Annotated in this window: 12 protein-coding genes; all 12 read right to left on the reverse strand. The window is 52.4% G+C overall.

Annotated elements, in window-relative coordinates; translation table 11 throughout:
* Window positions 1-2: 2 nt before the first annotated feature.
* The 12 genes from rnr to tsaE all read right to left on the reverse strand — a co-directional run bounded on the left by rnr (window position 3) and on the right by tsaE (window position 14,247).
* The gene (gene rnr, locus ACQKDS_RS01775) at window positions 3-2,480 is read right to left on the reverse strand and encodes a ribonuclease R (protein ID WP_399664249.1); all 2,478 of its coding nucleotides are present in this window, start codon (window positions 2,478-2,480) and stop codon (window positions 3-5) included.
* A gap of 58 nt (window positions 2,481-2,538) precedes the next feature.
* On the reverse strand, window positions 2,539-2,964 hold the full coding sequence (gene nsrR, locus ACQKDS_RS01780) for a nitric oxide-sensing transcriptional repressor NsrR (RefSeq protein WP_399664246.1): 426 nt from the start codon (window positions 2,962-2,964) through the stop codon (window positions 2,539-2,541).
* 266 nt (window positions 2,965-3,230) lie between these two features.
* Window positions 3,231-4,529, reverse strand: coding sequence for an adenylosuccinate synthase (locus ACQKDS_RS01785; RefSeq protein WP_399664243.1), 1,299 nt, complete (start codon window positions 4,527-4,529; stop codon window positions 3,231-3,233).
* A 97-nt stretch (window positions 4,530-4,626) separates the two neighbouring features.
* On the reverse strand, window positions 4,627-4,827 hold the full coding sequence (locus tag ACQKDS_RS01790) for a DUF2065 domain-containing protein (RefSeq protein WP_399664241.1): 201 nt from the start codon (window positions 4,825-4,827) through the stop codon (window positions 4,627-4,629).
* A gap of 59 nt (window positions 4,828-4,886) precedes the next feature.
* Window positions 4,887-5,891, reverse strand: a complete 1,005-nt coding sequence (gene hflC, locus ACQKDS_RS01795; RefSeq protein ID WP_399664238.1) for a protease modulator HflC — start codon at window positions 5,889-5,891, stop codon at window positions 4,887-4,889.
* Between the two features lie 3 nt (window positions 5,892-5,894).
* On the reverse strand, window positions 5,895-7,133 hold the full coding sequence (gene hflK / locus ACQKDS_RS01800; RefSeq protein ID WP_399664235.1) for an FtsH protease activity modulator HflK: 1,239 nt from the start codon (window positions 7,131-7,133) through the stop codon (window positions 5,895-5,897).
* A gap of 115 nt (window positions 7,134-7,248) precedes the next feature.
* Window positions 7,249-8,529 carry a ribosome rescue GTPase HflX gene (gene hflX, locus ACQKDS_RS01805; RefSeq protein ID WP_399664232.1) on the reverse strand — a complete coding sequence of 427 codons (1,281 nt, stop codon included), beginning with the start codon at window positions 8,527-8,529 and terminating at the stop codon, window positions 7,249-7,251.
* Window positions 8,530-8,627: 98 nt separating this feature from the next.
* Complete coding sequence (hfq, locus tag ACQKDS_RS01810) at window positions 8,628-8,936, reverse strand: RNA chaperone Hfq (protein ID WP_399664229.1); 309 nt, start codon at window positions 8,934-8,936, stop codon at window positions 8,628-8,630.
* Between the two features lie 233 nt (window positions 8,937-9,169).
* Window positions 9,170-10,114 carry a tRNA (adenosine(37)-N6)-dimethylallyltransferase MiaA gene (gene miaA, locus ACQKDS_RS01815; RefSeq protein WP_399664226.1) on the reverse strand — a complete coding sequence of 315 codons (945 nt, stop codon included), beginning with the start codon at window positions 10,112-10,114 and terminating at the stop codon, window positions 9,170-9,172.
* Window positions 10,107-11,981 (reverse strand): DNA mismatch repair endonuclease MutL, encoded by a 1,875-nt coding sequence (mutL, locus tag ACQKDS_RS01820; protein ID WP_399664224.1) that lies wholly within the window; start codon window positions 11,979-11,981, stop codon window positions 10,107-10,109. Before mutL ends, miaA begins: the two co-directional genes overlap by 8 nt.
* 21 nt (window positions 11,982-12,002) lie before the next feature.
* Window positions 12,003-13,769, reverse strand: coding sequence for an N-acetylmuramoyl-L-alanine amidase AmiB (amiB, locus tag ACQKDS_RS01825; RefSeq protein ID WP_399664221.1), 1,767 nt, complete (start codon window positions 13,767-13,769; stop codon window positions 12,003-12,005).
* A gap of 7 nt (window positions 13,770-13,776) precedes the next feature.
* A complete protein-coding gene (tsaE, locus tag ACQKDS_RS01830; protein ID WP_399664218.1) occupies window positions 13,777-14,247 on the reverse strand; it encodes a tRNA (adenosine(37)-N6)-threonylcarbamoyltransferase complex ATPase subunit type 1 TsaE in 471 nt (156 codons plus the stop codon).
* Window positions 14,248-14,249 lie beyond the last annotated feature (2 nt).

Here is a 14,249-nt window from a genome sequence, read left to right on the forward strand (position 1 = left end):
ACTTAATCTTGCGCTGCACTTTTCTTCTTCACGGCACGCTTAGCTTTGGTGGCTGCCGCAATCTTTTTGGTTTTATCAGACACTTTTTTGGCCTTAGCCTTTTTGTCTTTTTTCACCTTAGCAACGGGTTTAGCATCGTCTTTACGGAATGCACTATCCGGCTCAAAATTTGCCGGTGGCTTACCGCCACGGCGCTTACGGCTGTTGCCATTACCACCGCCGTCACGCAGGGTACGCGATGCGCCTTTTTTCGCGCGTTCTCGCTCGGTTTTCCCTTCGCCACGCGGTTTACGGGTGCTGGAAACCAACGCAAAATCGATCTTGCGCTCGTCCATATGCACCGCCTCAACACGAATCTCCACCGTATCGCCCAGACGATAAACCATACCAGAGGATTCGCCGATCAAACGCTGGCCAATATTATCGTAGCGATAATAATCATTATCCAGCGTTGATACGTGCACCAAGCCATCGATGAATAAATCGTTTAGCCGTACGAAGAAACCAAATCCGGTGACGCTGGCGATAATGCCCGTGAAGACCTCACCAACATGATCCTGCATGAAGTCGCACTTCAACCAATCGGCAACGTTACGCGTCGCTTCATCGGCCCGCCGTTCGGTCATCGAACAATGCAGGCCCAGTTGCAACATTTCGTTGAGATCGCTATGCCAGCCACCGGTTGGTGTCCAGCGATGCTGCGGTTCACCCTGCTCTTTGGCCAACAAATATTTGATCGCGCGGTGCAGCGATAAATCGGGATAGCGGCGAATAGGTGAAGTGAAGTGACCGTAAGATGCCAACGCCAGACCAAAGTGCCCCCGGTTTTCCGGATCGTAAATCGCCTGCTTCATCGAGCGCAGCAGCATGGTTTGCAGCATTTCATGATCGGGACGCTCGGAAACGATGTTCATCAGTTCCGCATAGTCTTTAGGCTGCGGTTTATTGCCGCCCCCCAGCGTCAAACCCAGCTCGCTGAGGACACTTCGCAACGCGGAGATGTGATCATCGCTCGGGCGGTCGTGCACGCGGAATAGCGCAGGCTCGTTGTTTTTCTCAACGAAGCGCGCTGCCGCAATGTTCGCCATGATCATACATTCTTCGATCAACTTGTGCGCATCGTTGCGCACCGTCGGCTCCACCCGCTCGATACGACGCTCTGCATTGAAGATGAACTTGGCTTCTTCCGTTTCAAACGCAATACCGCCACGTTCAGCACGAGCTTGATCCAGCACCTTGTACATATTGTGCAATTCTTGCAAGTGCTTAACCAACGGATGATATTGCTCGCGTAGATCTTGGTCGCCCTGCAAAATATGCCACACTTTAGTGTAAGTCAGACGCGCATGGGAACTCATCACCGCTTCATAAAACTTGGCGGTCGACAAGCGCCCCTGCGCGGAGATCGTCATCTCACACACCATACACAAGCGATCAACCTGCGGGTTTAGCGAGCACAGACCATTGGACAAGACCTCCGGCAGCATAGGGACAACCTGAGACGGGAAATACACCGACGTCCCGCGCCCGCGCGCTTCATCGTCCAGCGCCGTACCAGGTCGTACGTAATAACTCACATCGGCAATGGCGACCCACAGACGCCAACCGCCGCCACGTTTCTTCTCGCAGTAAACCGCATCATCGAAGTCACGCGCATCTTCACCATCAATAGTAACCAACGGCAGTTTGCGAAGATCGACACGGCCTTGCTTGGCTTCTTCCGGCACGTTTTCACTCAGGTCGGCAACCTGTCTCTCCACCTGCGGCGACCAAGTATGCGGGATTTCATGAGTACGAAGCGCGATATCGACCGCCATACTCGTCCCCATTTTGTCCCCAAGGATCTCGACAATCTTACCAACGGCTTTGGTACGCCGCGTTGGGCGCTGCGTCAGCTCGACCACCACCATATAGCCCATTCGTGCGCCGCTAACGGCCTCAGATGGGATCAAAATGTCAAAACTCAGTCGGCTGTCATCCGGTACCACAAACCCCACACCCGCGTCAGTGAAGTAACGACCAACAATCTGGCTAGTCTTCGGCACCAGCACGCGTACGATGCGTGCTTCACGGCGGCCTTTCCGATCGGCTCCTAGCGCTTGCGCCAAGACCACATCGCCATGAATCGCCATTTTCATTTGTTCGGCTGACAAATACAGATCGTCTTTACTGCCTTCAATACGCAAGAAACCGTAACCATCGCGGTGGCCAATCACGGTGCCACGCAGTAAATCGAGACGCTCTGGCAGGGCGTAGCATTGGCGACGGGTAAAGATCAACTGACCGTCGCGCTCCATGGCGCGCAGGCGTCGACGCAGCGCTTCCTGATGTTCTTCGCTGGTCAATTCCAGCTCTTTCGCCAACTCTTCACGGTTGGCTGGCGTTTCACGCTTGGCTAAATGAGCAAGAATGAATTCGCGGCTTGGGATTGGGGATTCGTATTTTTCTGCTTCTCGTTCCAGGAAAGGATCTTGTGACATTGCGGTTCCTCCGTTGTCATCAGCAGGGTATCGCTGAGCCTTGTCTTCTCAACGACGTTTATTCGACAAGCAATAGCTTGTAAAGCGGGGGATTGTCTTCAACCATATCAGCCAAAGTATAGTTATCCAGCTCTTCAAGGAAATTCTGTACGCCCTGTTGCAGCACTTTTTTCAGGCGGCAAGCGGGCGTGATGTGGCAAAAACTACTGTCACAGTTAACCAGTGCAAGCGGTTCCAACGCCCGTACCACATCACCAAGGCGAATCGTCTCGGCTGGTTTTCCCAACCGAATACCGCCATTTTTTCCCCGAACGGCAGTAACCAGGCCAATTCGGCTCAGTTGGTTAATTATTTTCACCATATGGTTGCGGGAGACGCCATACACCTCGGTCACTTCCGAAATGCTGGTCATTTTATCTTTCGGCAATGAAGCCATGTAAATCAGTGCCCGCAGGCCATAATCAGTAAAACTTGTTAACTGCACATCTACCTCTGGGTAGGTTTTTACCCGCCTGATACGCCATTTTTTGGCATTTTTTCAACTCTTACGTATTGGATGATAAACCAGGCTGAGAGTTCGTCGTTAATTATTTATACCGTCATCTCGCAAGCGATATGGAGAGATACTCGCTGACGGCCTCAGAAGCAGGGTAACGAAAGGATTTTAGAATGAGCAAACGCGTTTAACGTGGAGAAAATCATAAAAACAAACCGGGACAGCGCCCGGTTTATTTACTGCAGTAAAACAGATTATGCGTCGAACGGATCGCGCAGAATCATGGTTTCGCTGCGATCAGGGCCGGTGGAGATAATGTCTACCGGTACGCCTGTCAGTTCTTCAATGCGCTTGATGTAGTTCAGAGCCGCCTGTGGCAGTTTACTGTGATCTTTCACACCAAAGGTGGTTTCGCTCCAACCCGGCATGCTTTCGTAAATTGGCTCAATGCCTTCCCAACCTTCTGCTGCCAGTGGCGTGGTAGTCATTTCACGACCGTCAGGCATACGATAGCCCACACAGATTTTCACTTCTTTCAGACCGTCGAGCACATCCAGCTTAGTCAGGCAAAAGCCAGACAAGGAGTTAATCTGCACTGCACGACGCACGGCGACCGCATCCAGCCAACCGGTACGACGACGACGACCGGTAGTCGCACCGAATTCATTACCCTGCTTGCACAGATACTCGCCCGTTTCATCGAACAGTTCGGTTGGGAATGGCCCAGCACCCACGCGCGTTGAATAGGCTTTCACAATGCCCAACACATAATCCACGTAACGTGGACCAATACCGGAACCGGTAGCCACGCCACCCGCGGTGGTGTTAGACGAAGTCACATACGGATACGTACCGTGATCGATATCCAACAAAGTCCCTTGTGCGCCTTCGAACATGATCAGATCGCCACGCTTACGCGCGCCGTCCAGCAGTTCGGAAACGTCAACCACCATTGAGGTCAGGATATCAGCGATAGACAACACATAATCCAGCGTTGACTGGTAATCTACCGCGTCGACTTTGTAGTAGTTAACCAGTTGGAAGTTGTGATATTCGATGATTTCTTTCAGCTTAACCGCGAAAGATTCTTTATCAAACAGATCGCCGACGCGCAGACCACGACGGGCAACTTTGTCTTCGTAAGCGGGGCCGATACCACGCCCAGTAGTGCCGATAGCTTTCGCACCACGCGCTTTCTCACGCGCAGCATCCAGTGCGACATGATAAGGCAGGATCAGCGGACAGGCTTCGGATAATAATAGACGGTCGCGTACCGGGATGCCGCGCGCTTCGAGCTCACCCATCTCTTTCATCAATGCGTCAGGCGCCAGAACCACACCGTTGCCGATGACGCTGGTGACGTTTTCACGCAAAATGCCAGAGGGAATTAAATGAAGAACGGTTTTCTCACCGTTAATAACCAGAGTGTGGCCAGCATTATGGCCACCTTGGTAGCGCACAACATATTGAGCCCGTTCAGTCAGCAGGTCTACGACCTTGCCCTTACCTTCGTCACCCCATTGGGTGCCCAGTACGACGACGTTCTTACCCATTTTCAAAATCACCGGTTGCTTAAAAATGGATTCTACCACCGTAATTTGTGACTTTCAGCACTTTTAGCATACGTTTGCGTATTTTTTCGTCTATGCGCTAGCCACCCAGACGCGTGCTCAACATATAGTATATGACGATCCCAGCAACCACTATTCCACCGCCAAAACGGCGTAACGTGGCATCGGGTAAATTCGTCATTGCCAGGATCATTTTCCGCCAGGCCTGCGGAAACAACATTGGCCCCAGCCCTTCAAGTACCAAAACCAGACCAAGAGCCAGCCAGATCGTCGAATTCATGATGTTATCCCAAAAGAAAAAGGCCCGTTATAAACGGGCCTTATCATAAATACCAGAGATTACTTACGGGTCGAATCCGGCGATTTCATATAACGGAAGAAATCACTGTCCGGGCTCAGCACCATCACGTCCTGGTTGTTTTTGAAGCTTGCTTCATAAGCACGCAGGCTACGGATAAAGGCATAGAAGCTCGGATCCTCGCTGAACGCTTTCGCAAACAGTTTAGCAGCTTCGGCATCGCCATCACCCCGGGTGATACGCGCCTGACGTTCGGCTTCGGCCAAGGTACGGGTCACTTCGTAGTCCGCGCTTGCACGTAACTTCTCTGCTTCTTCCTGACCTTGTGAACGCAGACGACGCGCTACAGCTTCACGCTCTGCACGCATACGCTGATAAATAGCATCAGACACTTCTGCCGGCAGGTTGATCTGCTTGATACGCACATCGACAACTTCAATCCCTAATGCCGCCATACTGTTTGGGTTTACCTGTGGTTGCTTACCGGTGGTTTCCCGCTCAACACGCGCGGCTGCAGAAGCAATAGCGTCATCAGCTTCGGTCGTCGCCACTTCTTCACCGTCTCCCACCGTACCGGTGTTCAACGCTTCACGAACGTCTGACATCAATTTACCGCGCGAGTCGGTAACGATATCTTTAACATCCAGACGGCCAATTTCGGAACGCAGACGGTCACTGAACTTACGTTTCAACAGCACTTCTGCCTGAGAAACATCGCCGCCGCCGGTAGCCAGATAGTAACGGCTGAAATCGCTGATACGCCACTTCAGGTAGGAGTCAACGATCAGGTCTTTTTTCTCGCTGGTCACGAAGCGGTCGGCCTGGTTGTCCATAGTCTGAATACGCGCATCCAGATTTTTTACGGTTTCAATGAACGGGATCTTGAAATGCAGACCTGGTTCATACACCACCGGTTTGTTCTCGTCATCACGCAGAACTTTGCCAAAGCGCAGAACGATGCCGCGCTGGCCTTCCTGCACCACAAACAATGACGCATACAGCGCGACCAGCACCGCGATAAGGATAATGATAAAAGACTTACGCATTGATTATTCTCTCCCTACGCGAGTGGTGTCATTACGCTGGGTATTCGCCCGACGTTGGTCCATGCTCGAACCGCTGCTCTGCGATTTATGGCCAGCAGATGGAGCGGGGTTGAGACGAATCAGACTGGTGTCTTTATCGCTACTATCCGTCGACGCGCTTTTCTGGCCGCGCAGCATCTGATCCAACGGTAACACCATTAAATTATTGCCTTTATCATTCACCAAGACCTTACGAGTCTGGCTCAGAACTTTTTCCATGGTTTCGATATACAAACGTTCACGGGTAATTTCCGGTGCAGATTTGTATTCCGGCAACAGCTTAGCAAAACGCGCAACCTCACCCTGAGCTTCCAGGACGGTACGGTCTTTGTAGGCTTTAGCATTTTCTAACAAACGCTGCGCCTGACCGTTCGCACGCGGCTGAACTTCGTTGGCATAGGCTTCTGCTTCACGAATGTACTGCTGCTCATTTTCACGCGCGGCAATAGCGTCATCGAAAGCGGCTTTCACCTCTTCCGGTGGACGCGCCGCCTGGAAGTTGACGTCAAGTAACGTAATCCCCATGTTGTAAGGGCGTACGGTCTCTTCCAACATCCGTTGCGTATCGTTACGCACAACGGTACGGCCTTCCGTCAGGATGCGGTCCATCGAATATTTACCGATGACACCACGCAGTGCGCTGTCGGTCGCCTGTCTTAGGCTATCATTCGCATTCACCACGCTAAACAGATAGGCTTCCGGATCGGTCACGCGATACTGTACGTTCATTTCCACACGCACCACGTTTTCATCGGAAGTCAGCATCACACCCGACGCTGCCAGTTCACGCACTGACTCGACATTGACCGGGCGTACTTGATCGATAAAGGTCGGCTTCCAGTTCAAACCTGGCTGCACTAGGTGGCTGAATTTGCCAAAGCGCGTCACGACACCACGTTCGGCTTCTTTGATGGTATAGAAACCACTGGCTGCCCAGATAACGACAACCGCTACCGCAGCGATACCGATGATACGGCCACTCAAATGTGGGCCGCTGGAGCCCGTACCGCCATTATTGCTGTTGGAGCCTTTGCCCCCGCCTAAGCCACTCAGTTTTTTGCTGAGCTTACGGAAGATATCATCCAAATCAGGTGGTCCTTGATCACGACCGCCTTTGTTACCGCCAGAGTTGCCGCCATTATTATTGCTGCTCCCCCACGGGTCGCGGTCCTGTCCGTTATTACCGGGCTGATTCCACGCCATGTTTTAGCTCCATTATTCTGTGATTGGGTACTTCAAGCTCATGCGCCGACCACCGCCAACAACGACGGCAACGTTAACGCCTGCAAACCGAGCGCTCAAATGTAACAGGATATGATCATACTATAAAGTTAATCAGATCCTGTTCTTGTTTACAAAGACGACGCCACTCGACAATCGGCATACGAACCAGCATGCCGATACTGCCGTCCTCTTCATTCCACTCTTTTTCTATGGCCTGAAGTTGGTAAAAACGGCTACGAAGACGGCCTGCCTCTGGCGGTAAACGCAGTTCATGTTGCGCAATCTCCCCCGATAAGCGTTCCGTCAACGCCTGAAACAACAACGGAATACCGTCTCCGCTAGCGGCGGACAGCCACACTCGGATCGGTACGTTTTCATCGTTGCGGTCGATACGCGGGACAAAATCATCCAACATATCTATTTTGTTCATCACTAACAGCGTAGGGATCTCATCCGAATCGATCTCTGCCAACACAGAATTCACCGCTTCAATGTTTTCATCGAGGCGAGTATCCGCCGCGTCGATCACATGTAACAACAGAGACGCCTGACGCGTTTCCTGTAACGTGGCCTTGAAGGCTGCGACCAGGTCGTGCGGCAAGTGCCGGATAAAACCTACGGTATCCGCCAACACCGTGTCACCCACATCGGCCACGTCGATACGACGCAACGTAGGATCCAGAGTGGCAAATAGTTGATCCGCTGCATAAACATCAGCAGAAGTAATTCGGTTAAATAGCGTGGATTTGCCGGCGTTGGTATAACCCACCAACGAAACCGTCGGCACATCAGCACGGGTTCGCGCCCGTCGGCCTTGGTCACGCTGCTTTTCTACTCGCTCCAGACGGCGCAGAATCAAACTGATACGATCTCGCAACAAACGGCGGTCAGTTTCTAACTGGGTTTCCCCCGGCCCACGAAGGCCGATTCCACCTTTCTGACGCTCAAGGTGCGTCCATCCACGCACTAAACGCGTCGCAATATGACGCAACTGCGCCAACTCTACCTGCAGCTTGCCTTCATGGGTACGGGCACGTTGGGCAAAGATATCTAGAATCAACCCGGTACGATCGATCACCCGACATTCACACAGGCGCTCAAGGTTTCTCTCCTGCGCCGGAGAAAGGGCATGATCAAACAGGACAACAGATGCGCCGCTGGCTTTCACCGCATCTGCAATTTCTTCGGCCTTTCCTTCACCAACAAAGTACTTTGGGTGTGGGGCTTTGCGGCTACCAGTCACCACTTGCAAAGCATCAACACCGGCTGAAGATACCAGCGATTCAAACTCGCTGAGGTCTTCCGTGTCTTTGTCTTGTGAGAAATAGATATGAACCAGTACGGCCTGCTCACCGGCTTCATAACGGTCAAACAAGCGTGCAACCTCTCAAACGGACATCTACCGCGAGTTTGGGGAACATAAGCAACACATGGCTGCTCATGTTCCCCGTCATGGCTGTCTTGCGACGCGCTTTATTCAGCGTCATCGCTTTCCTGCTGCGGTTGTTGCGGCGCAGATGGATTATTACCATGGTGATAATTGTTGGTGCCGGCGCTCGGATTGTTACTATGGTGCGAAACCGGGCGAGACGGGACAACGGTAGAGATAGCGTGCTTATAAACCATTTGGCTCACTGTGTTTTTCAACAGGATGACAAACTGATCAAAAGACTCAATCTGGCCTTGCAGCTTAATACCATTCACCAAATAAATAGAAACCGGAACACGTTCACGACGCAATGCGTTCAGGAACGGATCTTGCAAAGATTGCCCCTTAGCCATTCTATCTTTTCCTTATTTGCTTGTTGTTTGTAACTAAGAACCTGTCGGCTCTAAAATAAACGACCTAAAAAATTTGCGCGCTGAATACTCATCAATTGTACACAATCACTCGACCTATGCACTATATCCTTCATCTTTCAAGCTGTAACAACCTTGGCTACGCGTATTGCCCCAGTGACTTAACGGTCTAAGCACTTAAGGATTCCTACACACCATGAAGCTACAGCTTAAGATCAATTGGACAAAACAACCTGCATTACTGAGTCTACAGCCTCTCCCGGCTTTTCACTGTCCAGCCAATGGACCGACTCCCAACCTCGTAACCAGGTCATTTGGCGTTTGGCCAACTGACGTGTTGCGCAAATACCACGATAAACCATCTCATCGTAACTAATCTCGCCCGATAAATATGACCACATCTGGCGATAACCGACACAGCGAATGGAAGGCAAATCCGTATGCAAATCACCCCGCGCAAACAGTGCGCGCGCTTCCGTTTCAAAACCTGCTGCCAACATTTGATGGAACCTCAGCTCAATGCGTTGATGGATCAACTCACGGCTAACAGGCGCTATCGCAAATTGGTGAACACGGTACGGCAACGATTCACCCGAAATTTTAGTCAGTTCCGTTAAAGTTTTACCCGAAATAAAAAAAACTTCCAGTGCTCTGGACAGTCTCTGCGGATCATTCGGATGAATTCTTAGTGCCGCGACCGGATCAATCGACTGTAACTGACGGTGCAATGCTTCCCAACCCTGCTCTGCAGCTTGTCGTTCTATACGCTCGCGCACCGCAGGATCCGCAGACGGCAATGGCGACAAACCGTCCAACAACGCTTTGAAATATAGCATGGTTCCGCCGACTAACAGCGGAATGCGCCCGGCGGCAGTGATGTCAGCCATCGCTTTCAGGGCATCAGCACGAAAATCTGCCGCGGAATATGCATCGGCGGGATCGCGAATATCAATCAGCCGATGCGGTGCCAGCGCTAACTCTTCCATGCTGGGTTTGGCCGTGCCGATATCCATACCACGATATATCAACGCTGAATCAACGCTAATTAGCTCTACGGGCAGACGTGCACGCAGCGCCATCGCCAACGCGGTCTTACCTGATGCCGTAGGCCCCATGATAAAAATTGCCGGGGGACGGTGTGTCATTTCATTTTCAGTCATGCGTAAGGGCTGCCAGTGCAGCCTGTAAATCAACAGGTTGTAAAAGGCCGTTCGGTGGCGATTTGACCAACTGTGGGCAAAGTCGTTCAACGTCGGTCAGTAATTGTATCGCCTGTGAAGTATTCCACTGTTCGTATTCACTACCTAAATGGCGAGCGACCCAGGTCGCAAGCATCGCAGGCGATATCTCTTGTTGTTCGGCCAAGTAGCCTAGCAACTCCGGTATCAATTTTTGTAAATTTTGTTGGCGTAATGGTAAAGGCACTGCACGCAATGTCACACGCCCGTGATCAACGTGCAGGTCCAGACCCATTTTCACTAGAGTTGCATGATGTTTGGTACAAGCCGCGATTTCATTTTTTTCCAGTGACAGCTTAATGGGAATCAACAAAGGCTGAGGTCGTAAGCCCTCTTCCGGCGGGGTCAACTGTGCTTGGCGTAGCCAACGTTCAGCCACCGGCAAATTAAGCAATGCCAGTTGTTGGCGCTGCTCTATTAACGCGTAGCACGGCGGATAGATCATCAACACCCGGCCAAAACTGTGTTGACCACCGGCTAACGGCATGGTCTGACTCGCATTCGCCGCGGGAAACAGCGGCGCTTTTGCCCCATCACTCGGCGCCGTCACCGGCTCTACCGCGGCCTGCATCAAACGGCCATACAGTTCCCCTTCACGCTTCTGATAGCCAGAAGCACCGTGATATTGCGCTACGCGCTCGCGTACCGCAGGTACCGCTGACGGGGCGGATTCACGCCGCGGCGCAGGCTGCGAAAAGTGGTTCCCTCCCGCAGCTACGCGATTTTCCGGTTGCCATGCCGGTATCCCGTCTTGCGTATCCGTATCTTCCTCCTGCAGCAACGGTACGTTACCCGCCTGCTGCAACACCGTGGTTATCGCTTGGTAAATGAAATCATGCACCAACCGCGCCTGATGAAAACGCACTTCATGCTTGGCCGGATGAACATTGACATCCACTTGATGCGGATCCACCTCCAGATAAAGCACGTAGGCCGGTTGCTGATCTTCTTTCAATTGATCCTGATAAGCTTGGCGGATCGCATGGTTAATTAACCGATCGCGCATCATGCGGCTGTTGACGTAGCAGTATTGCATCTCACCCAATTGGCGAGCGCCGTCAGGATCGGCCACCCAACCACGAATGGTCAGATCGCCATGCTGCCAAGAAATCGCCAACGCTCGCTGCAAGAAAGCCGGGCCACAAATGCTGCCAAGCCGGCGCTCATGCTGGCTTTCTTCTTTTGCCGCCCGGTACTGGCGCATTAACTTGCCATTATGGCTTAGGTTAATAGCAACATCGAATCGCGCCAGCGCAATGCGCCGCACCACTTCATCGATATGACCGAACTCGGTTTTTTCAGTGCGCATGAACTTACGCCGCGCCGGTGTGTTGTAGAACAAATCAAGGACTTCAACCGTACTGCCCACCGGATGCGCCGCCGGTTTGACCGTCACCGCCTGATCGCGCCCTTCCGCATAAGCCTGCCAAGCTTCCTGCTGCGCTTGCGTACGCGACGTCAGCGTCAATCTCGACACCGAACTGATACTCGCCAATGCTTCGCCACGGAACCCTAAGCTCATGATCGCTTCCAGATCGTCAAGCGTACTGATTTTACTGGTCGCGTGCCGTGCCAGCGCCATCGCCAAATCAGCCTTGCCGATGCCACAGCCGTTATCTCGAATACGGATCAGTTTTGCGCCACCACGCTCAATATCAATGTCAATCCGTGTCGCCCCTGCATCTAGGCTATTCTCCACCAATTCTTTCACTACCGAGGCGGGGCGTTCGACCACTTCCCCGGCGGCAATCTGATTGGCAAGCTGGGGTGGTAACACTTGGATTGGCATGTTGACTCCTTGAAAATCGCGTTACGCCCGCGGAATGATCAATGACCGATCCAGCGGTGCAACATCCGACCTCAGCTTATTGGCGCTTTTCAGCGCACTGACGCTCACGCCATAATGTGAAGCAATGGATGATAGCGTATCACCGCGCACCACTTTATGTCTGGAGGTATTTTGGCTGGCGGCTTTCAGCGCCGAGTGCCCCGCAGGCACTTGCAAACGCTGACCAACCCAAACGCCATCCTTCTTCAATTTGTTTAGCTCACGCAATGCCGCCATGCTGATCCCATAATGATTGGCGATACCTGAGAGCGTTTCCGCCTGCTTCACCACATGGATTTGCGTATTCCCACGGAACACAGCGTGGGTCGCGGCTCGAGCTACGGGTTTTACGTCTGTCGCCGAGGAGTTAACCGCCGCTGCGACGTCCAGCGGGCGGTTTTCCATCTTTGGGTCGGCTTGTAGCGGATGCGCCAGGAAATAGTTACGCAGACCACGATGGATCGCTTTGGCTATTTTCTCCTGATACGCGCTACTGCCTAGCAGCCGCTCCTCCGAAGGATTACTGATAAAGCCGGTTTCCACCAGCAAAGAAGGAATGTCGGGTGAACGCAATACACCAAGACTGGCCGGTTGCGGACGGCGCTTATGCAACACGCCAATAGTTTGCATCTCGCCCAAAACTTTAACCGCGACGTCATAGCCAACACGCTGTGAATGCCCAAACTGTAAATCTAACACCGCTTGGCTCAGATAAGGATCGGCATGGCTGTTAGCCAGCAAATCTCCCGCGCCGCCAAGCAACTCCGACTGCTTCTCATGTTGCTCTAGCCAGTTAGCCATCTCACTGTTGGCTCGGCGGTTGTTAAGCACCCAAACAGAAGCACCGGTAGCGCTGCGGTTAGGTGCAGAATCTGCATGGATAGAAACCAATACGTTGGCCCCTTGCTTACGTGCAACTTCCGAGCGCCCCATCACCGATATAAAATAGTCGCCGTTACGCGTTAATACCGGTTTAAACATTGGATCGTCGTTCAATAACGTCTGTAAACGCCGAGCAACGGCAATAGTGACATTCTTCTCACGTAGCCCATTTGAGCCAATGGCCCCCGGATCCTGACCGCCGTGACCCGCATCAATCGCCACTACCACACGATTCCCCGACCCCGCAGTCACGCGACTGCTACGTGGGGTATCCGCCGTGGCCGTACCGGAAACTACCGTTGGCTTGTTCTTAAACGGATTAGAAGCCGATGAACTCGTCGGCTTATGGCGAACCGGCTCTGACGGTTTTTCAGCAACCGTTGGCTGACTCACCGCCGGTTTGCTGACGACGGGTTTATTGGTTACCGGGGCTGTACGCACGGTGGTGTTGGCACTGCCTTCTGCCGCGAGGGTAAATACCACGGTATACACATTGCCATTTTTCTGCGTTATCGCTCGGGTTTTCGCGCGCTGGGTCAGTTCAAAAACCAGTCGTACGCTTTGCGCATCTTTCGGCGTACTGGTGCGAATGCGCTTGACCAAATTTTTTCCGCTAAAGTTCAATGGTAAACCATTAACTTTACTACTTTGGTTCACATCCAACACCACACGTTCCGGTGAATGTAATGGGAAAAAGGCATAAGCTGGTGGACCATTGAAGCTAACGGAAACGGTAGCCTCGCGTTGCGCATTAGTCACTTTGATATCAGATAGCGAAGAGCTTGCCGCCAGCGCGTAAGTTGCACCACACAGCCCTAGCGCTGCCACCAGAGTAACCATCAGGATTCTTTTTAAACCATACATCATGTTGGCGTCATCCCTGTTGCTCGTGGATTCGGTCGATGAGTTGGTGGCCATAGGTAGAAAGCGGCTCGAAGCACGCCTCCCGCCCCTGATCGTGATAGCTCAAGTGCAATGCCAAATCCGGCTCCGGCAATATACCGGTGCCCTGCTGCGGCCATTCCACCAAGCAGATGGCATCCTGGGCGAAATAATCGCGGATGCCCATAAATTCAAGCTCTTCTGGATCGGCTAATCGATACAAATCAAAGTGGTACACCGCCAACGGCTGTAGCGCATAGGGTTCAACCAGCGTGTAAGTCGGGCTTTTAACATTGCCCTGGTGGCCTAATGCCTGCAAGAAACCGCGGCTGAACGTGGTCTTTCCAGCGCCCAATTCACCGTAAAGATAAATAACAGTGGCGCGATCGCATGACTTCGCCAACACGGCCCCCAATGCAACAGTCGCTGCCTCATCCGGCAGAGGTAGTACGAGTTTATTCATTC

The organism is Serratia sp. NPDC078593, assembly GCF_050268245.1.
Taxonomy (GTDB): Bacteria; Pseudomonadota; Gammaproteobacteria; order Enterobacterales; family Enterobacteriaceae; genus JBNNGK01.

Coding starts and splice junctions, on each gene's coding strand:
- amiB (WP_399664221.1), bottom strand. CDS start 13,769: ATGATGTATGGTTTAAAAAGAATCCTGATGGTTACTCTGGTGGCAGCG.
- rnr (WP_399664249.1), bottom strand. CDS start 2,480: ATGTCACAAGATCCTTTCCTGGAACGAGAAGCAGAAAAATACGAATCC.
- hflC (WP_399664238.1), bottom strand. CDS start 5,891: ATGCGTAAGTCTTTTATCATTATCCTTATCGCGGTGCTGGTCGCGCTG.
- hflK (WP_399664235.1), bottom strand. CDS start 7,133: ATGGCGTGGAATCAGCCCGGTAATAACGGACAGGACCGCGACCCGTGG.
- tsaE (WP_399664218.1), bottom strand. CDS start 14,247: ATGAATAAACTCGTACTACCTCTGCCGGATGAGGCAGCGACTGTTGCA.
- ACQKDS_RS01790 (WP_399664241.1), bottom strand. CDS start 4,827: ATGAATTCGACGATCTGGCTGGCTCTTGGTCTGGTTTTGGTACTTGAA.
- mutL (WP_399664224.1), bottom strand. CDS start 11,981: ATGCCAATCCAAGTGTTACCACCCCAGCTTGCCAATCAGATTGCCGCC.
- ACQKDS_RS01785 (WP_399664243.1), bottom strand. CDS start 4,529: ATGGGTAAGAACGTCGTCGTACTGGGCACCCAATGGGGTGACGAAGGT.
- hfq (WP_399664229.1), bottom strand. CDS start 8,936: ATGGCTAAGGGGCAATCTTTGCAAGATCCGTTCCTGAACGCATTGCGT.
- miaA (WP_399664226.1), bottom strand. CDS start 10,114: ATGACTGAAAATGAAATGACACACCGTCCCCCGGCAATTTTTATCATG.